This window comes from Corynebacterium sp. ACRQJ (assembly GCF_022346045.1).
GTDB lineage: Bacteria > Actinomycetota > Actinomycetes > Mycobacteriales > Mycobacteriaceae > Corynebacterium > Corynebacterium evansiae.
Window position 1 is genome coordinate 232,291 of record NZ_JAKRMT010000001.1, and the last position, 19,906, is coordinate 252,196.

The 19,906-nt window shown below is 64.6% G+C and carries 19 protein-coding genes and 1 tRNA gene; 11 read left to right on the plus strand and 9 right to left on the minus strand.

Going from position 1 to position 19,906, the window contains the following annotated elements:
- Window positions 1–115 precede the first annotated feature (115 nt).
- Complete coding sequence (locus tag MHX52_RS01100; protein ID WP_239316129.1) at window positions 116–910, plus strand: SDR family oxidoreductase; 795 nt, start codon at window positions 116–118, stop codon at window positions 908–910.
- Here the strand turns inward: MHX52_RS01100 and MHX52_RS01105 are convergent.
- The 3 genes from MHX52_RS01105 to MHX52_RS01115 form a co-directional block, all read right to left on the minus strand.
- Window positions 885–2,162, minus strand: coding sequence for an amidase family protein (locus MHX52_RS01105; RefSeq protein WP_239316130.1), 1,278 nt, complete (start codon window positions 2,160–2,162; stop codon window positions 885–887). The two genes, MHX52_RS01100 and MHX52_RS01105, sit on opposite strands and share 26 nt — an antisense overlap.
- Window positions 2,149–3,828 (minus strand): FAD-binding dehydrogenase, encoded by a 1,680-nt coding sequence (locus tag MHX52_RS01110; protein ID WP_035004006.1) that lies wholly within the window; start codon window positions 3,826–3,828, stop codon window positions 2,149–2,151. Before MHX52_RS01110 ends, MHX52_RS01105 begins: the two co-directional genes overlap by 14 nt.
- Before the next feature lie 85 nt (window positions 3,829–3,913).
- The gene (locus MHX52_RS01115; protein ID WP_049050004.1) at window positions 3,914–5,146 is read right to left on the minus strand and encodes a class I SAM-dependent methyltransferase; all 1,233 of its coding nucleotides are present in this window, start codon (window positions 5,144–5,146) and stop codon (window positions 3,914–3,916) included.
- A gap of 179 nt (window positions 5,147–5,325) precedes the next feature.
- Between MHX52_RS01115 and MHX52_RS01120 the strand changes: the two genes are divergently transcribed.
- Window positions 5,326–6,741: an NAD(P)/FAD-dependent oxidoreductase gene (locus tag MHX52_RS01120; RefSeq protein WP_239316131.1), complete on the plus strand. Its 1,416-nt coding sequence runs from the start codon at window positions 5,326–5,328 to the stop codon at window positions 6,739–6,741.
- On the opposite strand, the gene MHX52_RS01125 is transcribed toward MHX52_RS01120, so the two are convergent.
- Window positions 6,738–7,217: a PaaI family thioesterase gene (locus MHX52_RS01125; protein WP_035004010.1), complete on the minus strand. Its 480-nt coding sequence runs from the start codon at window positions 7,215–7,217 to the stop codon at window positions 6,738–6,740. The genes MHX52_RS01120 and MHX52_RS01125 overlap by 4 nt on opposite strands.
- Before the next feature lie 44 nt (window positions 7,218–7,261).
- Between MHX52_RS01125 and gndA the strand changes: the two genes are divergently transcribed.
- The 6 genes from gndA to MHX52_RS01155 are packed head-to-tail and all read left to right on the plus strand — an operon-like array spanning window position 7,262 to window position 13,647.
- Complete coding sequence (gene gndA / locus MHX52_RS01130) at window positions 7,262–8,707, plus strand: NADP-dependent phosphogluconate dehydrogenase (RefSeq protein ID WP_049050005.1); 1,446 nt, start codon at window positions 7,262–7,264, stop codon at window positions 8,705–8,707.
- Complete coding sequence (locus MHX52_RS01135) at window positions 8,708–9,856, plus strand: DEAD/DEAH box helicase (RefSeq protein WP_239316133.1); 1,149 nt, start codon at window positions 8,708–8,710, stop codon at window positions 9,854–9,856.
- A 16-nt stretch (window positions 9,857–9,872) separates the two neighbouring features.
- Window positions 9,873–11,243 (plus strand): hemolysin family protein, encoded by a 1,371-nt coding sequence (locus MHX52_RS01140; RefSeq protein ID WP_035004016.1) that lies wholly within the window; start codon window positions 9,873–9,875, stop codon window positions 11,241–11,243.
- Entirely contained in the window at window positions 11,243–12,286 is a 1,044-nt protein-coding gene (locus MHX52_RS01145; RefSeq protein WP_035004018.1) for a hemolysin family protein, read from the plus strand. Before MHX52_RS01140 ends, MHX52_RS01145 begins: the two co-directional genes overlap by 1 nt.
- Complete coding sequence (locus MHX52_RS01150) at window positions 12,279–13,118, plus strand: 3-methyladenine DNA glycosylase (protein WP_239316135.1); 840 nt, start codon at window positions 12,279–12,281, stop codon at window positions 13,116–13,118. The genes MHX52_RS01145 and MHX52_RS01150 overlap by 8 nt, the downstream gene beginning before the upstream one ends.
- A 25-nt stretch (window positions 13,119–13,143) precedes the next feature.
- Window positions 13,144–13,647: a hypothetical protein gene (locus MHX52_RS01155; protein WP_035004023.1), complete on the plus strand. Its 504-nt coding sequence runs from the start codon at window positions 13,144–13,146 to the stop codon at window positions 13,645–13,647.
- Here the strand turns inward: MHX52_RS01155 and MHX52_RS01160 are convergent.
- From MHX52_RS01160 to secA2, 5 genes are all read right to left on the minus strand, one after another.
- On the minus strand, window positions 13,644–14,156 hold the full coding sequence (locus MHX52_RS01160; protein ID WP_005294601.1) for a MerR family transcriptional regulator: 513 nt from the start codon (window positions 14,154–14,156) through the stop codon (window positions 13,644–13,646). The two genes, MHX52_RS01155 and MHX52_RS01160, sit on opposite strands and share 4 nt — an antisense overlap.
- 124 nt (window positions 14,157–14,280) lie before the next feature.
- A complete protein-coding gene (locus MHX52_RS01165) occupies window positions 14,281–14,778 on the minus strand; it encodes a hypothetical protein (RefSeq protein ID WP_239316137.1) in 498 nt (165 codons plus the stop codon).
- Window positions 14,779–14,860: 82 nt separating this feature from the next.
- Window positions 14,861–15,598, minus strand: coding sequence for a MerR family transcriptional regulator (locus MHX52_RS01170; RefSeq protein WP_035004027.1), 738 nt, complete (start codon window positions 15,596–15,598; stop codon window positions 14,861–14,863).
- A gap of 6 nt (window positions 15,599–15,604) precedes the next feature.
- Window positions 15,605–16,039 carry an oxoglutarate dehydrogenase inhibitor Odhl gene (odhI, locus tag MHX52_RS01175; RefSeq protein ID WP_034987504.1) on the minus strand — a complete coding sequence of 145 codons (435 nt, stop codon included), beginning with the start codon at window positions 16,037–16,039 and terminating at the stop codon, window positions 15,605–15,607.
- Between the two features lie 71 nt (window positions 16,040–16,110).
- Window positions 16,111–18,426 carry an accessory Sec system translocase SecA2 gene (gene secA2, locus MHX52_RS01180; protein ID WP_239316139.1) on the minus strand — a complete coding sequence of 772 codons (2,316 nt, stop codon included), beginning with the start codon at window positions 18,424–18,426 and terminating at the stop codon, window positions 16,111–16,113.
- A gap of 72 nt (window positions 18,427–18,498) precedes the next feature.
- On the opposite strand from secA2, the gene MHX52_RS01185 reads away from it, so the two are divergent.
- The 3 genes from MHX52_RS01185 (at window position 18,499) to MHX52_RS01195 (ending at window position 19,900) form a co-directional block, all read left to right on the plus strand.
- Complete coding sequence (locus tag MHX52_RS01185; protein ID WP_239316141.1) at window positions 18,499–19,248, plus strand: S9 family peptidase; 750 nt, start codon at window positions 18,499–18,501, stop codon at window positions 19,246–19,248.
- A 5-nt stretch (window positions 19,249–19,253) separates the two neighbouring features.
- Window positions 19,254–19,757 (plus strand): ribonuclease E activity regulator RraA, encoded by a 504-nt coding sequence (gene rraA / locus MHX52_RS01190; protein WP_239316143.1) that lies wholly within the window; start codon window positions 19,254–19,256, stop codon window positions 19,755–19,757.
- A 69-nt stretch (window positions 19,758–19,826) separates the two neighbouring features.
- Window positions 19,827–19,900 (plus strand) — tRNA-Pro (locus tag MHX52_RS01195).
- Window positions 19,901–19,906 lie beyond the last annotated feature (6 nt).

Sequence of the window (19,906 nt, forward strand, 5' to 3'; positions counted from 1 at the left end):
TCGACCACAGTCAAGGTTTTTGGCCAATTAAATGCAACATCTCAACCTTTACCAGAACGTGTGACCTATTCTTCATTCTTCACCCAAGGCCCAGATTTCGTGTAAAAATGACACCATGAGCACTTTGGATCTCTCCCAAGAAACCATCCTCATCACAGGCGCCAGCTCGGGCCTCGGCAAGGAATTCGCCACCCAACTGGCAGCCAAGGGCGCAAACCTTGTACTGGTCGCGCGCCGCCAGGATCGGCTGAACAAGATTGCGGCGGAGATTAAGAGGCGTCATAAAGTAAAGGTCGAGGTAATAGCCAAAGACCTATCCGAGCACGGCGTGGCGGGCGAGATCTCGTGGGAGCTTTCGACGCGCGGGATTACGGTGACCTCGCTGATCAACAACGCGGGCTTCGCCAACTACGAATCCTTTACCGACATCCCGGCCGACCGCCTCCGCGCGGAGATCGCGGTTAACGTGCACGCGCTGGTGGAGCTGACGCACATGTTCCTGCCGCGGTTCGAGGAGCGCGGGAATGGATTCATTCTGAATGTGGCGTCTATCGCGGGGTTCCAGCCCTCCCCCGGCATGGTCGTTTACGGCGCGACGAAGTCGTTTGTTCTGTCGTTTACGGAGGGTCTGTACGCCGAGAGGAAGGGCTCCGGCGTGCGGATCATGGCGCTGTGCCCCGGGCCGACGGAGACGGAATTCTTCCGGGTGGCGGGCAGCGACCGCGCCGACGGCGGGCTGAAGCGAATGAGCAGCCACGACGTTGTGGCCGATGGAATCGAATCCTTGCTACGCAAGTCCCCGCCGCCGTCTGTGGTCTCGGGTACGTTCAACAAGGTGCTAATGAGCGTGTCGCAGCGCATGCCACGTCGCGCCATGACGGAAATTATGGCGCGGATGATGAAGCGCTAGCTAGATCCAGCAGAAGGCGCTCGTCGCGAGCCACCAATTGCACGCCGACGGGCAGGCCATCGCTTCCTCTACCTGCGGGAATACTCATCGCGGGGTGTCCGGAAACATTCCACAGAGCGGTGTAAGCCACCGATGGCAGACTAGCGATCTGTGCAGCCAGCATGCCCTTGCCCGACAGCACACCGGCGCGCGCCGGGCGGGAAGCGACAGTCGGGGTCAGCAGCACGTCAATGTCGTCGAACACTCGATCCAGCTGCTCCCCCAGCCGATCTGAGAATCCTTCGGCCCAGCGCAGCACCGGACCTTGCGCCCACACTCCTGCCGCGCGGGTGACCTTGTGGCGCCTTTCGATGCGGTCGGGATACTCCAGCTTTGCAATCTCCTTGCGAATCCCTGCGAAAAACTGAGTGACGAACGCCGCCGTCGGATCCTTATGCCGCAGCCTGTAGTCGCGCACCTCGTGGCCCATTCCGCGCAGCCGCTCAGCTATCGCGTGCACAGCACGGACATGGTCACGATGCGGTGGGGTTAGCGGCGTTGAGGGTTGCAGGCTCACGCCGATTCTTATTGACGCCCCCTCGGTTTCGGTAGCGACGGAGTCAGATAGGGCGTCAAAAAGAAGGGCGCAGTCGCGTGCAGAACGGGCGATGGGACCGGCGGTACCGAGACGGCACCACAGGTCCTCCCCCGGCAGTGTGCCGCGAGCGGGCTTTAGTCCATAGAGGCCACAGTGCGCGGAGGGAATCCGGATGGACCCGCCACCATCGCCGCCGACGGCGAAAGGCACCCAACCAGCGGCAACGGCGACGGCGGAGCCTCCGGAGGAACCGCCCGGAGTGTAGCTCGTATTGTGCGGGTTGCGGGTGATACCGCGGGCCTCGGACTCGGTGAACGGGAATGCGCCAAACGCAGGCATGGTGGTTTTGCCTAGAATGATCGCCCCGGCTTTGCGCAAGCGGCGAACGATTTCGTCGTCGGCGGTAGCGGGCGTGGGGTTCGCGTTCGTGCCGAAGGTGGTGGGTACTCCGCGGACCGCGACTTCCTCCTTGATGAGCACCGGCACGCCGTGCAGCGGGCCGGGGTCGGTGCTGGAATCTAGGTCGGCGGCGGCTGCCAGTGCTTCATCGTCCAGGAGTACCGAGATGGCATTGAAGTGCCGGTCCTGAGCGCGGATACGGCGGAGGGCCTTCTCAATGAGCGGCACGGCGCCGCACTCAAGTGCCTCGGCGCGCCATTCGTTAGAGCTGAGCAATGGTAGCCTTCAGGTTCTCGCCGACGCGCTTGCCGGAGTGGATGCAGCCGCCGAGGAAGGTGCCCTCGAGGGCGTTCTTGCCGTGCATGCCGCCACCGCCGAAGCCGGCAACCTCGCCGGCGGCGTAGAGGCCGGGCAGGACCGAGCCGTCGGTGCGCAGGCAGCGGCCGGAAAGGTCGGTCTCGATGCCGCCGAGGGTCTTGCGGGTCAGCACGTGCAGCTTGACGGCGATCAGCGGCCCCTTCGACTCGTCGAGCAGGCGGTGCGGGGCAGCGCAGCGGACGATCTTGTCGCCGAGGTATCCGCGGGCGGTGCGGATGTAGTTGATCTGCGCGTCCTTGCTGAAGTTGTTGTCCACCTGCGAATCGCGGTCCTCGATGATGCGGCGCAGGTCGTGGACGTCGAGGGCGGGGGCATCGTCGTCGGCGATGGCGTTCATGCCCTCGACCAGGGAACCCAGGTCGTCGGCGACCACCCAGTCCTCGCCGTGGTCCATGAATGCCTTCACGGCGGGGTGCGTGCCGGGGCCGACCTTGGAGAGCAGGTTCTTGACCTTCTTGATGGTCAGATCCGGGTTCTGCTCGGAGCCGGAGAAGATGAACTCCTTGTCGGCAATCGTCTTGTTCAGGATGAACCAGGAGTAGCTGTGGCCCGTGGTGCCGAGGTGCTTCATGGTGGCAATCGTGTCACCGCCTGGGATGATATTGCTGGGGAAACGCTTGCCGGTCGCGTCGATCCACAGGGAGGACGGGCCAGGGATGATGCGGATACCGTGGCCGGGCCAAATGGAGTTCCAGTTCTTCATGCCCTCGGTGTAGGCCCACATGCGGTCGGTGTTCACCAGGTTCGCGCCGGCGGTTTCGGAGATCTGGATCATACGGCCATCGACGTGGGCGGGCACGCCGGTGACCATGTCGTTCGGCACCGGGCCCCACTGGTCGGTCGGCCACGCGCGACGCACCAGGTCGAGGTTGCCGCCGATGCCGCCGGAAGTCACGACGACGGCACGCGCGCGCAGCTCGAACTCCCCTACGGTCTTTCTAGAGGACGCCACGCCGCGGTCCAGATCGCTCGGTTCCAGCACGCTGCCGCGCACGCCGACGACGGCGTCATTTTCTACGATCAGCTCGTCGACCTGGTGGCGGAAGCGGAACTCGACCTTGCCTTCCGCCTCCGCGGCCTCGATGGGCTCGCGGAAGACGCGCACGACCTCCGGGCCAGTGCCCCAGGTTAGGTGGAAGCGGGGCACAGAGTTGCCGTGGCCGCTGGCGTCTCCGGAACCGCGCTCGGCCCAGCCGACGGTGGGCAGCACGTTGAGGCCGAGGGCCTTGAGGTAGTCGCGCTTTTCAGTGGCTGCGAAGCGGACGTACTCGCGGCCCCAGCGGCGCGGCCAGTAGTCGTTCTGGGAATCGTCGAACTGCGCGGAGTTCTCCCAGTCGCGCCAGGCGAGCTCCTCGGAGTCTTTGACCCCCATCAGCTTCTGCTCGGGGCTTCCCACGTAGAACAGGCCACCGAGCGACCAGAATGCCTGTCCGCCAAGGTTGTTGCGGTTTTCCTGGTCCAGGATCAGGACCTTCAGACCCGACTTCTGCGCCTCGTAGGCGGCGACGAGGCCGGCCAGGCCGGCGCCAACGATGATGACATCGGGGTTCGTGGGAGTAGTCACGGAAAGAGTTCCTCTCGGGGGTTATGCGCGAATAGTTATTATTACGCTAAAACTATCCGGCGAGCCCCGTGGGGAAATCGCAAAACTACTTCGGGGCGAGGACGAATTGGACGCACCCGATGTCTTCGGAGGTGGCCAGGGCCTCGTGGAGAGCCAGTTGGTAGTCCCAGAGGTGGCGGAACACCGGGTCAAAGCCGGCGGCCGCGGCCTGGCGCTCGCGGGAGAGGAAGTTCGCACGCCACAGTGGCAACGTTGCGCGCAGGTGGGCGCTGAGGTTGTTCTCCGCGACGACGGTGAGCTGGGTGTGCTCGGCCGCGGCCTCGCGGACCTGCTGGACGGTGGGGTACTCCAGGGCGGGCCAGACGTAGGCACGCATGACGTCCAGGGATTCGCGGGCGGTCTCACGCATCTCGTCGGTGGCGATGATCGACTGGATCACGGCCAGCCCGTCGTCGGAGAGCATGCGGTCGACAGCCTTGAGGTAGTGGCTCAAACCCCCGAGCCCCAGGGTCTCCATGCGCTCGACGGAGAAGATGGCCTCGTAGCGGCCGGACCACTGGCGCGGGGAGGGCACCGGCCCGGCGATGACCTCCACGTTCACTGCTCCCCCGACCCCGGCGGTGTGGACGCGGGCGCGTACGGCGTCCGCGTGGTCCTCGTCGCTGGTCAGAACGTCCACACGGGCGCCGCGCTTGGCGGCCTGCACTGCCAGCTGGCCGCCGGAGGAGGGCATCTCCAGCACGCGGTCGCCGGGTCCGACCTCGGCCTCGTCGAGCATGGTGGTGATGCGGCGGCGCTGCGCGTCGTCCAGGTCAAGGCGCTCCACTGGGTCCGGCTCGCCGAACCAGGTGAAGTCGATGCCGTCCTCATGCGCGCTCGTGCGGGAGGCGCTACTGAACTGGGCGGCGCCCGTGGCGCGGGTGGCGCCGGCGTAGAGCTCCACGAGGGCCTCCGGCAGCTCCCCCGGAGCCGGACCGCGGCGCTTCGGAGTCCGGCGGGCAAAAAACTCCCCGAACTTCCCCTCGAAGGGCTGATCCATCAAGGCTCCAAGAACCTCCGGGAGCGGTTCGGCGGACCACTCCCCGGCCATGTAGCCTTCCGCCAAGCCCAACCAGCCCTCGGCGACTACCCGATCGATCACCTGGCCGTCCCGAACGACCATGTGCGGCACCGAGCCGGCGTCCAAAGCAATTCCGTGAGAAGAAAGTAGCGCTTCCATGCGCGTGGTGACGGCCTCGGCCCGGCGGCCCATAAAACGAGATTGCGGGGCGGCAACCAGGCGCGGCCAGCGTTCCTCGTCGATGTACGGAGACGTCATCATGCCTTCCTTTTGCGCTGTAACTCCCCCCGAAGTTACTAGGAAAACAACTTTTGGCTTCCTAGGCGCAACCGAAAGCGCCCGAATTTTTCAGATCCGGGGGATCTCGGTGTGAAGCGCACGCCTGAAACAATTAAGATGGTGCCGGATTACAACCATCATTGAGGAGAAGCAACTAGATGACCAGCACATCAAACCGCCACCACGTCGTAATCATCGGCGCGGGCTTCGGCGGACTGTTTGCGGCGAAAAAGTTTAAAAACGAGAACGTCCAGGTCACAATCGTCGACCGGACGAACCACCACCTGTTCCAGCCGCTGCTTTACCAGGTTGCGACCGGCATCCTCTCCGAGGGCGAGATCGCCCCGTCCATCCGCCAGATCCTGGCGGACCAGGACAACGTCCGCGTGGTCAAGGGCGAGGTCCGCAACGTGGACATCAACGAGCAGACCGTCACCGCCGACCTGGGCGGCACCGATGCCGTACTGAAGTACGACTCGCTGATCCTGGCGGCCGGCGCCGGCCAGTCCTACTTCGGCAACGAGCAGTTCGCAGAGTTCGCGCCGGGTATGAAGACCGTCGACGACGCGCTGGAGATCCGCGCCCGTGTGACCGGCGCCTTCGAGCGCGCCGAGATCACCACCGACCCGGAGGCCCGCGAGCGCCTGCTGACCTTCGTGGTCGTCGGCGCCGGCCCGACCGGCGTGGAGCTGGCCGGCCAGCTGGCCGAGATGTCCCACCGCACCCTGCGCGACGAGTTCCGCGAGATCGACACTGAGGACACCCGCATCCTGCTGATCGACGGTGGCTCGCAGGTGCTGGCGCCGTTCGGCAAGCGCCTGGGCCGCAAGGCTGCCCGCCGCCTGGAGGACCTGGGCGTGGAGGTCATCCTCAACTCCCTGGTCACCGACGTGTCCAAGGAGGGCGTGCGCTACAAGGACATGAAGACCGAGGAGGAGCACTTCGTGTCCTCCTACGCCAAGATCTGGTCCGCTGGTGTTGCCGCTTCTCCGCTGGGCAAGCACGTGGCAGAGCAGGCTGGCATCGAGGTCGACCGCGCGGGTCGCGTGCCGGTGAACGACGACCTGACCCTGGGCGAGCACCGCAACATCTTCATCGTGGGCGACATGATGAGCAAGGACCGTCTGCCGGGCGTGGCTCAGGTGGCGATGCAGGGCGGCCAGTACGCGGCAAGCACCATCCTGGATGAGGTCAACAACGGCACCGCCCCCGAAGGCCGCGTTCCGTTTAGCTACTTCGACAAGGGCTCCATGGCCATCGTCTCCCGCTTCAACGCGGTCGTGAAGATGAACAAGGCCGAGGTCTCCGGCTTCTTCGGCTGGGTCATGTGGCTGGTGCTGCACCTGCTGTACATGGTGGGCTTCCGCAACCGTGCGGTCGCGGCCTTCAGCTGGGGCCTGAACTCCGTGTCCCGCCGCCGCTGGCAGCTGGTGGCCACCCGCCAGCAGCTGCACGCGCGCAACGCGATCCGCAAGCTGCGCGACCTGGAGGACAAGGAAGGCATCCGCTCCATCGAGGTTCGCGACAACCTGCGCTTCGGCGAGGGGCGCGACACCCGCGCAGTATCCGACTAGGCCTTCGGCATATCCGGCACTACCTGCGTCTTGAGGAAGGTCAAGGCGCAGGTCTTGCCGGTTTTTTCGTTCTTGTGCTCCACGCGGAACAGGTGCGTGGTGCGCCCGACATGCTCCGCCTGGACGGTGGAGACGATGACGTCGCCCTTGACGGACGGGCGCAGGAAGTGCGTCTGGTTGGAGGTGCCCACGACTGCCGGACCGGCGCCCGCGGCGACGAAGCTGGCCATGGAGCCGGCGGTCTCCCCCAGGCTGGCGTACACGCCGCCGTTGGTCACGCCCCAGGGCTGCAGGTGATCCTCGGTGATCTCGAGGGCCAGCTGCATCTTGTCCGGGCCGACGGCGCGGTACTGCACGCCGAGGGTGCGGTCGAGGGTGGGGTGCTTGGCCAGTAGTTCGTTGAGGGTGGCGATCTCCTGCTCGGTGAGTTCGCGCTCGGTGGCAACACGACTTAGTTCAATGAAAATATTGGACATGCGCCTAAGCCTAACCAACCCATCGCCCTGTAAGATGTAAAACCATGACTACTGCTGAAGGAACCGCCCAGATTGGTGTTGTTGGACTGGCCGTGATGGGCTCCAACATCGCCCGGAACTTTGCCAACAACGGTCACACCGTGGCCGTCTACAACCGCACCACCGCGAAGACCGACAAGTTCATGGAGGACTTCGGCGAGACCGGCAACTTCGTTCCCTCGGAGACGATCGCCGATTTCGTTAAGTCGCTGGAGCGGCCCCGTCGCGCCCTGATCATGGTGCAGGCAGGTGCTGGTACTGACGCCGTTATTTCCCAGCTCGCCGCGGAAATGGACGAAGGCGACATCATCATCGACGGCGGTAATGCCCTGTACACCGACACGATCCGCCGCGAGGCCGAGATGTCCGAGCGCGGCCTGAACTTTGTCGGCGCCGGCATCTCCGGCGGTGAGGAAGGCGCGCTGAACGGTCCGGCGATTATGCCCGGTGGCCCGGCGGAATCCTGGGAGGCCCTGGGGCCGCTGCTGGAATCCGTGGCGGCGAAGGTCGACGGCACCCCGTGTGTGACGCACATCGGCCCCGACGGCGCGGGACACTTCGTGAAGATGGTGCACAACGGCATCGAGTACGCCGACATGCAGGTCATCGGCGAGGCCTACCAGCTGCTGCGCTACGGCGCGGGCATGGAGCCGGCGGAGATCGCGGAGGTGTTCAAGACGTGGAACGAGGGCGACCTGGATTCCTACCTCATTGAGATCACCGCCGAGGTGCTCTCCCAGACCGATGAGAAGACCGGCAAGCCGCTGATCGACGTCATCGTGGACTCCGCGGGACAGAAGGGCACCGGCCGCTGGACCGTGAAGGCGGCCCTGGACCTGGGCATCCCGACCACCGGCATCGGCGAGGCCGTGTTCGCCCGCGCGCTGTCGGGCGCCCGCGAGCAGCGCGACGCCACCATCGGCAACCTGCCTAGCGGCGAGCTGTCCACCCTGGACGTGCCGAAGGAGGAGTTCATCGAGGACGTCCGCCGCGCGCTCTACGCCTCCAAGCTGGTGGCATACGCGCAGGGCTTCGACGAGATCAAGGCTGGCTCCGAGGAGCACAAGTGGGGCGTGGACCCCCGCGACCTGGCCACCATCTGGCGTGGCGGCTGCATCATCCGCGCGAAGTTCCTGAACCGTATCCGCGAGGCCTACGACGCGAACGCGGAGCTGCCCTCCCTGCTACTGGACCCGTACTTCAAGGGTGAGCTGGGCGGCCTAATCGACTCCTGGCGCCGCGTGGTCATCCTGGCTACCCAGCTGGGCCAGCCGGTGCCGGTGTTCGCCTCTTCCCTGTCCTACTACGACTCGCTGCGCGCCGAGCGCCTGCCGGCGGCTCTGATTCAGGGCCAGCGCGACTACTTCGGCGCCCACACCTACCGCCGTACCGACCGCGAGGGCTCCTTCCACACCCTCTGGTCCGGGGACCGTAGCGAGGTCGAAGCGTAATTGTCCCGATCAGAGTTCGGAAAGCTCGGGCTAGATGATTGCATCACCAAGGAGCTTTCCGCCGAGGGAATAACCAAACCCTTCCCCATTCAAGCGGCCGCCATCCCCGCGGCCGTCGAGGGGCGGGATGTTCTCGGCCGCGGACCGACAGGTTCCGGCAAGACATTCACGTTCGGGCTGCCGATGATTCAGCTGCTGAGGCGGGGGGCGTCAAAACCAAAAAAGCCGCGTGGCGTGGTGCTGGTACCGACCAGAGAGCTGGCGACGCAGGTGCGCTCGCGGCTGGATCCGATTGCGAACGCGGCCGGTCAGCGGCTGCTGGAGGTCGTCGGCGGGGTGAAGATCCAGCGCAACGTTACGGCGCTGGCCAGGCCGGTGGACATTCTGGTGGCCACGCCGGGGCGCGCCCTGGATTTGCTGGGGCAAGGCATGTTGGACTTTTCCGACGTGAAGGTCGTGGCCATCGACGAAGCAGACCAGATGGCCGACATGGGCTTTCTGCCGCAGGTGACCAAGCTGCTGGACCGCATGCCAAAGCAGGCGCAGCACCTGCTGTTTTCCGCCACGCTGGACGGCGACGTGCAGGTGCTGGTGGATAAATACATGCGCGACCCCGTGACGCACTCCACCGGCGAGGCCACCGCCAGCGTGGACACGATGCGCCACCTGCTGGGCGTGGTGGACAGCCGCGAGGAGCGCAACGAGCTGGTCGTGGCCATTGGAAAGCTGCGGAAGCGTACTGTAATGTTCATGCGCACGAAGTACGCAGTGGACCGGCAGGTAAAAAAGCTGGTGCGCGCGGGCGTGCCCGCCGTGGGAATCCACGGAAACAAGGGGCAGAACACCCGCCAAGCGGCGCTGGATCGCTTTACCGACGGCACAAGCACCGTGCTGGTGGCCACCGACATTGCCGCCCGCGGGATCGACGTGAAGGACGTGGAGCTGGTCGTGCACATCGACCCTCCGGCCGAGCACAAGGCGTATGTCCACCGGGCCGGGCGCACCGCCCGCGCCGGAGCAAGCGGCACAGTGGTGACGCTGTCCTTCGCGGACCAGCAAGCTGACACCGAGAAAATGATGGCCAAGGCCGGGGTGCACCCAACCGTGCTGCCGGGCGCCAAATTGGTCGCCGAGCTGAAAAAGATTTAGGAGTCGGAATACTCAAGTGGACATAGTTCTTTCCCTAGTCGGGCTAGTCCTGTTTGTGCTGCTAACGGCCGCTACCGGCCTGTTCGTGGCTGTGGAATTCGCGATGACGGGGCTGGAACGCTCCACCATTGACGAGCACGCCCGCACCAAGGGCGACGGTACGGCGAAGCTGGTGCAAAAGGCGCACGGGCAGCTCTCCTTCCTGCTTTCCGGCGCGCAGCTGGGCATTACGATCACCACCCTGGCCACGGGTTATCTGGCGGAGCCGATCCTGGCGAAGTTCTTCGACCCGGTGCTGGAAGCTGCGGGGTTAAGCGAGGCCGCCGCCATGCCGATCGCCCTGGTGCTGTCGCTGATTGTGGCAACGGTGCTGTCGATGGTGTTCGGCGAGCTGGTGCCGAAGAACCTGGCAATCACCCACCCCATCGAGGTGGCCCGCGCTACGATCCGCCCGGCGTGGACCTTCAACGTGGTGCTGAAGTGGTTCATCAACGGGATGAACTCCATGGCCAACGCGGTTGTGCGGAAGTTGGGCATTGAGCCGGCGGACGAGTTGGCGTCCGCACGATCGGCCGAGGAGCTCTCGGCGCTGGTGAGAAACTCGACGGGCAGCGGTGGGTTCACCGAGTCTAAGGCGCGGATTCTGGATCTGTCGCTGCGGTTTAGTGACGCCTCAGCGGAGGATGTGATGACACCCCGGTCGACCGTCGAATCTCTGACTGTCGAGGAGACCGCGCAGGATCTGATCGAGCTGGCGCTGGAAACCGGGCACTCGCGCTTCCCCGTGACCCGTGGGGACCTGGACGAGACCGTGGGCGTGGTGCACGTGAAGGATGCACTGACCATCCCCCACGACTCGCGCCCCACCACCACTTTGAACAAGCTGATGAAGAACGTCCCCTCCGTGCCGGATTCTTTGAGCGGCGATGACGTGCTGAATCAGGTGCGGGCCGCGGGCTCGCAGCTGGTGATGGTCGTGGACGAGTACGGCGGCACCGCCGGAATCGTGACGATCGAGGACGTGGTCGAGGAGATCCTCGGCGAGGTGTGGGACGAGCATGACGATGTGGAAGAGGACAAGGAAGTCCGCAAGACGGGCACCCACTGGGAGGTTTCCGGCCTGGTGCGCACCGACGAGCTGCCGGACGCCGTGGGCTACACCGCGCCAGAGGGCGACTACGATACGCTCGGCGGGTTGATCATGGCCACGCTGGGGCGCATCCCCGCCGAGGGGGACGAGGTGTTGCTGCCCGTCGGCGACAACGAGATGATGGAGAGCTTCGAAACGGGCATGTCCGGACGCTGGCGGGCCACCGTCAAGGAGATGGATAACCGGCGCGTGGACAAGGTGCTGCTGCAACCGCTGACCAAGGAGGAGGCAAACTAATGAGTGACATTTGGGCCATCGTCTTTGCCGTCTTCCTGCTGGCGCTCAACGCCTTCTTCGTGGCGGTGGAGTTCGCGCTGATTTCCTCGCGCAGGGATCGCCTGGATTCCATGATCGCCGCGGGCAACAAGCGCGCCAAGCGGGTGCTTTACGCCAGCGAACACCTGTCGATCATGCTGGCGGGCGCGCAGTTCGGCATTACGATCGCCTCGCTGCTGCTGGGTAAGGTCGGCGAGCCCGCGATCGCGCACCTCATCGAGGCGCCGTTCGAGGCACTGGGGCTGCCACTGGAGATGCTGCACCCGGTGAGCTTTGCGATTGCCCTGCTGGTCGTGACGATGCTGCACATCATCCTGGGTGAGATGGTGCCGAAGAACATCGCCCTGGCCGGCCCGGAGACCGTCGCGACGTTCGTGGTGCCGCTGCACCTTTTGTTCGTCAAGGTCACGAACCCGATCATGCAGCTGCTGAACTGGATCGCGCGCCATACGCTCAAGCTGATGGGCGTGGAGCAGAAGGATGAGCTGGACTCCACAGTCTCCCCCGCCGAGCTGGCCAGCATGATCCAGGATTCCCGCTCCGAGGGGCTGATCGCCCCGGAGGAGGCCAACCGTCTGGACAAGGCTTTGAGCTCCTCGCGCCGCACGCTGGACGAGGTGCTGATCCCCGCGGCCGACGTGCACTGCATCCGACAGGATGGCCCGCGTATGAAGGTCGCGGCCGTGGAGAAGGCTGTGCAGGAGACGGGCTACTCCCGCTTCCCCGTCACCGATACCAAGGGCAAGTGGATCGGCTACGTCCACGTCAAGGATGTGCTGGACAACCTGGTGGAGCCCGACGGCCAGCTGGATACCACGGACATCCGCCCCCTGCTGGAGGTCAAGACCGGTTCCAGCTTCGACGTAGCGATGCGTAACATGCGCCGTACCTCCAGCCACATCGCCGCGGTGGTGGATGCGGATGGGCAGATCATCGGCATGATCACGCTGGAGGACATCATCGAGGAGCTCGTCGGCACCGTCCGCGACTGGACCCATGACTGAGGTACTGAACAACTGGCGCGATAGGCAAGCCGCCCACCGGGAGCGCGTGCAGCGCCTCACCGAGGGGCACCGCAGGCGCCGCGCGGAGGGTGAAAGGCACCCGGTGTGGGATTTCATGTTCACCTACTACCCCACTACCCCTGGGAAGCTGAGCCACTGGCATCCGGGCGTCAATAAGGGTGTGGTGTGGGATGGCGACGGCGACCTGCCGCAGTACAAGGACCACTACGTGCGCCGCGGCGACGTGTGGACCCTCGATGCGGAACGGTTTATGGCCGCGCGAGGCAAGACGGTGCGCTATATCGCTCGGCTGTTGGACGCCACGTACCGGCATCCGCCCGTGCTCGGCTGCTTTGGGTTGCACGAGTGGGCGATGGTCTACAAGGATGCGCCCCGCCACCCCGAGCCTTTGCGGCTGGGCGCGGCCGGTACCGACGAGGTGGTGGAAGCGTCGCAGTTGAAGTGCACGCACTTTGACGCTTATCGCTTTTTTACGGACGCCGCCGCGCCCCGCAACGCCCACACCCCAACACGCGACTCGCAGCCCCAGATGGAGCAGCCGGGCTGCCTGCACGCCACCATGGATCTATACAAGTGGGCTACGAAGCTGGGGCCGCTGATCCCCGGCGAGCTGTGGCTGGACTGCTTCGAGCTGGCCTGCGACGTGCGCCGGCTGGACATGGAGGCTTCGCCCTATGACCTGTGCGAATGGGGTTTCGAGCCGGTGCGGATCGAGACCCCGGCGGGACGGGCGGAGTACGTGGCCCGGCAAAAGGGGCTGATGGAGCGCGGACAGGGGCTGCGCAAGCGGCTACTGGCCTACACTGGGTAGAAAACTACTGGGAGGAAGAAGAATCGTGGCACGTCACGCAAGCGGAAAGCAGAACTATCGGGTTGCCGGATGGGTCTGGGCAGCGCTCGCGGCCGTGATCGTGGTGGCGCTCCTAGTGGCCGGGTGGGTGGCGCTGGCGCGGAATAACCAGGACGACTTGGCCGCGCCGGAATGCCCGCAGGGGGAATTCGTGGTGCAGGTGTGGGCTGCGAATGAGGCGGAGTTGAAGGATGCGGTGCAGGAGTTCAACGATGCGAACGAGGTGGAGCTGGACCACTGCCTAAAGGCGGAGGTTGTGCGTAAGCCGGACGCGGAAGCGATTAAGGCTTACAAGGCGTGGGGTGAGGGTGGCCAGCCGGGCGCGGAGCTGTGGAAGCCAGCGGATCGGCAGATGGCCGATGAGGCGCTGGCGGTCTCCAAGGTGGAGGTCGCAGAAGAGAATGGTGGAGTGTTGGCCCCGCAGCTGCAGGATGGTCCCCTGCCGGAGCTGAACCAGCGGGCGCGGGGAGCTTTTCTGAGGCAGCTTTAGGCCATACGGCGACGGCGGCGCTCGGCCAGCTCGTCGATGGCAGCGTCCTGCACGACCTTCTCGGAGGGGAAGGCGGTGATGGTGCCGGTCAGTTCCTTCATCAGGCCCGGAACGGCAATGCCGAATACGCCCTGGCCGCCGTTGAGGAGGTCGATGACTTCCTCGGAGGAGCGGCACTCGTAGACGGTGTGGCCGTCGGAGACGAGGGTGATGCCGGCGAGGTCGTCGACGCCCAGGTTCTCCAGCTTTTCCACGGCCTTGCGGATGTTCTGCAGGGAAATGCCGGTATCCAGCAGGCCTTTCACGATCTTCAGCACCAGGATGTCGCGGAAGGAGTACAGGCGCTGGGATCCGGAGCCGGCGGCATTACGGATGCTGGGCTGAACCAGCTTGGTGCGGGCCCAGTAGTCCAGCTGACGGTAGGTAATGCCGGCGACTTGGCAGGCGATCGGCACGCGGTAGCCGACCTCGTCGTCGGGGCCATGGACGTCGAAAAGGGCATCCTGCATGAAACACTCCTGGTGTAATTTCAATTCTCTTCTAAAGATTAGACCGGTTTGCGGCACAGTCAACCGCTAGCCGAACATTACTTTAACACGAGTCACAAAAATCACACGTGTAACAACAGGCGTGTCATTCCTTGAGCCAGTCGTCGAGATCGCTCGACAGTCCCAGGCCCTCCCACATTTGTTGGAAGTCGGAATCCGCGTTGTCGCTGGCGGTGAAGCCCATGTCCTCCGGGTTCCAATCCAGCAGGAAGTCCACCTGGTCGCCGTCTTCGTCCACCTGCTTGAGCTTCGCCTCGAGTTCGTCGACCCAGGCGGGGTTTACGCGGATCAGCGAGCTTTCCACCCCGGGTTCAACGCGCACGTCGAAGATCACGCCCGCGTGCCACAAGGGCTCCAGGATGGAGGGGCGAATGTCGATGAAACGCTCGGACTCCCCTTCCTCCAGCACCAAACCGGCGGTCATCTGGCCGCGAGAGTTGGTGACGATGCGGGCAAACCACGGGTCGCGCGCCTCGTCGTGCTTCAGGATGTTCGCCAGCACCTCGGCATCCGTGGGGCGCCCGCCCAGATCCAACGTTGGCTCCACCCAGATCGGCAGGATGTGGGTGCGCTGGGGCGTCATAAAAATAAGACAGTCGGGCACGGGCGCGCCGCAACCGAGAGAGCTACCGACAGCGCGGCCGAGGAAGACGACTTCGGTGCCTTTAGCCAAGGTTGCCCTTCACCAGCGCGGTGTTGAGCGAAATGATCAGCGCGGACATCTCGCGGGCGGTCTCGGCGGAGCGCTGCTGGGCGTTCTCGTCGCGGCCGTGAGCCAGCGGGTCGGCGATGCGGGAAACCATGTCGAACTGGCGGTTCGCGATGGTCAACAGCGCCTTCAGGTGGCGGTTATCCAGGCCGTGGTCGGTCAGGTTCTGCGCGATCTGCACGATCTCGACGTCATCGACCGAGAAGAAACCGGCCGAGTCGGCGGAGATCAGCCCCATGCGGATCAGGGATCCGGTGAAAGAATCCTGCACGTTGGCGCGCGCCGTAACGTCCGCGCGGGTCAGGCGGCGGGACTGCGTGGCCCGCATCTGCTCCGGGGAGATCGCACCGGGGGCGGACTTGCGGGCGGCGGTCACGGGGGTGACCTTGCCGGAGTCCATGGCCTCCAGGCGTTCGCGGATAACCTTCAGCGGCAGGTAGTTATCCCGCTGGAGGGTCAAAATGTAGCGCAGCCTGGAAATATCCTCCGGGGAAAAGCGCCGGTAACCGCTCTGCGAACGGCGCGGGCTAACCAGACCTTCGGATTCCAGGAAGCGGATCTTCGAGACGGTGACGTCCGGGAAGTCCGGCTTCAGCTGCTTCAGCACATCGCCAATGGACGAAGTGGGAAGAACCCTTCCGGCTGGTGAGGAGGCAGGTGCAGGAGCGCTAGCGTGGCTTCTCTGTGCGCTCACTTTTCCTTAGGCTTCCTTCGAACCGTTCAGGAACACCAGGCGGAACTTGCCGATCTGGATCTCGTCGCCATTGGACAGAACGGAGGAGTTCTTCGGCTCGCGGTTCACGTAGGTGCCGTTCAGGGACCCGACATCCACAACCTCGTACTGGTCGCCATTGCGGCGGAACTCAGCGTGGCGGCGGGAAACGGTGACGTCATCCAGGAAGATGTCGCTGTCCGGGTGGCGGCCAGCGGCGGTCGTGTCTTGGTCCAGCAGGAAGCGGGAGCCAGCGTTCGGGCCGCGCTTCACAACCAGCAGCGCAGAGCCTTCAGGAAGGCCCTCCACACCGGCGGGAGAGGCATCGTGCTGCGAACCAGACTCCATCTCCTTTAGAAGGTCTGCGCGAAAGACTGACGTGGTCTCGACAGATGCCTCAGGCACTCCGGTGTTATCGCTCATGGCTTTCAAGTCCTCTCATTCGAACTAATCGGTTCGGCTATAACAATACGTCTAACAATACCCTAAAGCAGCTAGCGGAACATCTGAACGATAGACCCCATCACAGATCCCCCGGAGGAGGATAGCGGGTTGTCGTTCACCATGTAAGTCCACGTAGCGCTGGGCTTGTGCAGGCCCATCTCGCCCAGCTGGGCGCCCTCGGAAGTGATCTCTACCTCGTCAAACGTCTCGCGGGCCTTGTTGACGGCACGCTCGGCCAGCTCGCCGAAGGCGGCGATGGACATGCGGTGGAACTCGTCGATCGGCGATTCGCGGGCGATGGCGCGCAGGTGGATGGACTCGCGCACGTCATCCAGGTAAGCCAGGTGCTCCGACCACTCGTTATCCAGGTGGAACAGCATGATTTCGCGGGCGGCCTGCTCCAGCACTTCCTCGCTAATCCCCTGCTTCTTCAGCTCCGCGGCGCGGTCGACGTTGTGGTAGCTCAGGTCGTCCCAGGCCGCGGCGGTATCCAGCAGGGTGTCGCGGCGATCGTTGACGATGTCGCGCTGGTCCTTGATCATCTTGTTGTACTTCCAGGTGGTGGCGTGAATGTCCAGCATCTGGCCCTCGGTCACGCGCTGGCAGTGGTCCACGAACTGCTGGACCTTCTTCTGCGGCAGCAGGCCGTCCTCCTCTGGCTGAGCCTGCAGCTCCTCCCCTGCGCCGCCCACGGCGACCACGTCGTCTTCCAGGGAAACGAAGAACAGGGAGCTGCCTGGGTCGCCCTGACGGCCCGCGCGGCCGCGCAGCTGGTTATCCAGGCGCTGGGAGCGGAAGCGGCCCACGCCAACGACGTGCAGGCCACCGGTCTCCACGACCTCGTCGTGCTCGGCCTCGTCGGTGCCGCCCAGCTTGATGTCGGTACCGCGGCCGGCCATCTGCGTGGAGACGGTCACGCGGCCAGGGCGGCCGGCCTCGGCAACGACGGCCGCCTCGGCCTCGTGGTTCTTCGCGTTCAGCACGGAGCATTCCACACCCGCGGAGAGCAGAGCCTCTGCCAGTTGCTCGGATTCCGCAACGTCCTGGGTGCCCACCAGCTGTGGCTGGCCGGTCTTCTGCACCTCGACGATGTGCTTAACCACCGCGTCGTTGCGCTCGGCGGCGGAGACGTACACCCGGTCGGCCTCGTCGAAGCGGATGTTCGGCACGTTCGGTTCAATGACGGAAACCTGCAGGTTGTAGAACTGTCGCAGCTGATCCCCGGCCGCCAGGGCCGTACCCGTCATGCCACAGACCTCGGGGTACATGCCGACCAGCGCCTGGATGGTGATCTGGTCGAGGATGCGGCCGCCGTCGGTGACGTCCAGCCCCTCCTTGGCTTCCACTGCCGCTTGCAGGCCGTCGGGCCAACGCTGCAGCTCGGCCACGCGGCCGCGGGAGCCGTCAATAAGAGCAACCTTGCCGTCGCGCACGATATAGTGGACGTCGCGGATCAGCAGGTGCTCGGCGTGCAGGGCGACGTTCACCTGCACCAGCAGCTCGCCTTCGTCCTCGTATAGAGACTCCACGCCCAGCTGCTTTTCTACGAACGCTGCGCCCTCGTCGGTGAGGAAGACGTTGCGGTGGTCCTCGGAGACGTGGAAGTGCTTATCTTCCTCCATGCGCTTGACCAGGTCGGTAATGCGGCCGGCGGGCGCGGGGCCGGGCTCGGAACCGGCGAGCACCAGTGGCACGAGGGCCTCGTCGACCATCACCGAGTCGGCCTCGTCAATCACGGCCACGTCCGCCGGGGTGCGCACCTGGTCGGCGCGGCGGGTGATCAGCTGGTCGCGCAGGACGTCGAAGCCGAGCTCGTTGATGGCTCCGAAGATGACGTCGCGGGAGTAAATGTCGCGGCGCTGGTCCGCGGTGAGGTCCTCGTGGATCGCGCCGTGGGTCAGCCCGAAGAAGTCAAACATCGGGCCCATCCAGTCGTTATCGCGCCCAGCCAGGTAGCTGTTGACCGTGATGACGTGGACGCGCTTGCCCTGCAAAGCAAAGCCCACGGCGGCCATCGCGCCGGCTAGGGTCTTACCCTCACCGGTGGCCATCTCCACCACGTCGCCGTGCAACAGGCGGTAGGTGCCCTGCATCTGCACGTCGAAGGGCTCCATGTTCAGGGTGCGGCTTGCCGCTTCGCGCAGGATTGCCAGCAGCGCGGGAGCGTCGTCTACCTGCCCACCGAAGTGGTGGCCATCCTCGCTAGTGGATTGTTCGGTCACCACGTCCGAGGCGGCGTCCCGAAGCTCCGCATCGCTTAGCCCCGAGTAGCGCGACGAGTCGGCCTGAGCGACCACGGCCCGGCTTTTCTTCTGATTCTTCTTCGGGGAAGATCCCATCGCCTTCCAGAACCAGTCAAATGCCATGAATGTGCCCTTCGAATGTGAGATGTAAAAATGTACTGACCACGTTAACCGACTTAAGGCAAGAGGCGATCCATGACCCGCACGATACGCTCCATTCACGTGACCATTCCCACAGAAAATGGCTGGCAGTTGGCGGGAACGGTGGACTTGCCGCGGGATGTGCAATTGGAGGATGCACCCCGGCGGGCGGTCGTCGCGCACTGCTTTACCTGTACGCGCGGCGCGATTGGGGTGACGCGCATTTCCAAGGCGCTGGCGCGGGCAGGTTATGCGAGCTTGCGCTTCGACTTCGCTGGACTGGGCGATTCCGGTGGCGAGTTTGAGGAGACCACGCTGGGGACGAATGTTTCCGACGTGCGCGCTGCCGCCGAGTGGTTCGGCGGGGCGGAGCTGCTGGTGGGGCACTCGCTGGGAGGCACGGCGGTGCAGCGGGCGGCGGCGGAGGTCGCTTCGGTGGAGAGCATCGTGACCGTCGGCACGCCTTCTGAGCTGCAGGAAACCGCCAAGCGCGCGCCGGAGATTATGCAGATGTTCGAGCGCCAGCGGGAGCTTTCTTTGGGCCAGGCGATGTTGGATGAGCTCGCTGCGGCCGATTCGGCGGATACTGTGGCTGCTGTTTCTTCTAGTGACGCCACGTCTCTTGTGCTGCACTCCCCCGATGACCTGGTAGTTCCCGTGGCGGAGGCGCATGCGATGCGGGCGGCTCTGCCTCGCGCGGACTGGGTGAGCCTGGAGGGGATGGATCACCTGCTTCTGCAGAGGGGATCCGGGCAGCGTGTGGGCGAATTGATCGCGGCGTGGGAGGCCTTACGCCTAAAGTAGGTGGCATGGCTGAAGAGAAACTGACTTTTATTCCGACCGCCGACCTGGTGGACATCATTGGCAGCGACGTGCGCAGCTGCGACACGCAGTTCCGCGACCTGGGCGGCGTGGTTGAATTCTGCGGGAAGATCACCACGGTGAAATGCTTCCAGGACAATGCGCTGCTGAAGAAGGTGCTGCAGGAGGAGAACCCCGGTGGCGTGCTGGTGATCGACGGCGATGCGTCGATGCACACTGCGCTGGTGGGCGACATCATTGCGGGGCTGGGCAAGGACCACGGCTGGGCCGGTGTGGTGATTAACGGGCCGGTCCGCGACTCCAAGGTGATTGGCCAGATGGAGTTCGGCTGCAAGGCGCTGGGCACCAACCCGCGCAAGTCCACGAAGACCGGTGAGGGCGAGCGCGACGTGACGGTGAGCTTCGGCGGCGTGGACTTTATCCCCGGCGAGTACATTTACTGCGATTCGGACGGCATCATCGTTTCCGAAGAGATCGTACAGCCGGTCTAAGCAGGGGATTTCCTAACGGCGATGGGAGTGGGGTAACCTATCGCCGTTGTCCTTTTAACAGGGCTTCGGCGGACTGTGGCGCAGCTTGGTAGCGCACTACACTGGGGGTGTAGGGGTCGCAGGTTCAAATCCTGTCAGTCCGACATATT

Coding starts and splice junctions, on each gene's coding strand:
- MHX52_RS01100 (WP_239316129.1), top strand. CDS start 116: ATGAGCACTTTGGATCTCTCCCAAGAAACCATCCTCATCACAGGCGCC.
- MHX52_RS01115 (WP_049050004.1), bottom strand. CDS start 5,146: ATGACGTCTCCGTACATCGACGAGGAACGCTGGCCGCGCCTGGTTGCC.
- MHX52_RS01120 (WP_239316131.1), top strand. CDS start 5,326: ATGACCAGCACATCAAACCGCCACCACGTCGTAATCATCGGCGCGGGC.
- MHX52_RS01125 (WP_035004010.1), bottom strand. CDS start 7,217: ATGTCCAATATTTTCATTGAACTAAGTCGTGTTGCCACCGAGCGCGAA.
- gndA (WP_049050005.1), top strand. CDS start 7,262: ATGACTACTGCTGAAGGAACCGCCCAGATTGGTGTTGTTGGACTGGCC.
- MHX52_RS01145 (WP_035004018.1), top strand. CDS start 11,243: ATGAGTGACATTTGGGCCATCGTCTTTGCCGTCTTCCTGCTGGCGCTC.
- MHX52_RS01150 (WP_239316135.1), top strand. CDS start 12,279: ATGACTGAGGTACTGAACAACTGGCGCGATAGGCAAGCCGCCCACCGG.
- MHX52_RS01160 (WP_005294601.1), bottom strand. CDS start 14,156: ATGCAGGATGCCCTTTTCGACGTCCATGGCCCCGACGACGAGGTCGGC.
- MHX52_RS01165 (WP_239316137.1), bottom strand. CDS start 14,778: ATGACGCCCCAGCGCACCCACATCCTGCCGATCTGGGTGGAGCCAACG.
- odhI (WP_034987504.1), bottom strand. CDS start 16,039: ATGAGCGATAACACCGGAGTGCCTGAGGCATCTGTCGAGACCACGTCA.
- secA2 (WP_239316139.1), bottom strand. CDS start 18,426: ATGGCATTTGACTGGTTCTGGAAGGCGATGGGATCTTCCCCGAAGAAG.
- MHX52_RS01185 (WP_239316141.1), top strand. CDS start 18,499: ATGACCCGCACGATACGCTCCATTCACGTGACCATTCCCACAGAAAAT.
- rraA (WP_239316143.1), top strand. CDS start 19,254: ATGGCTGAAGAGAAACTGACTTTTATTCCGACCGCCGACCTGGTGGAC.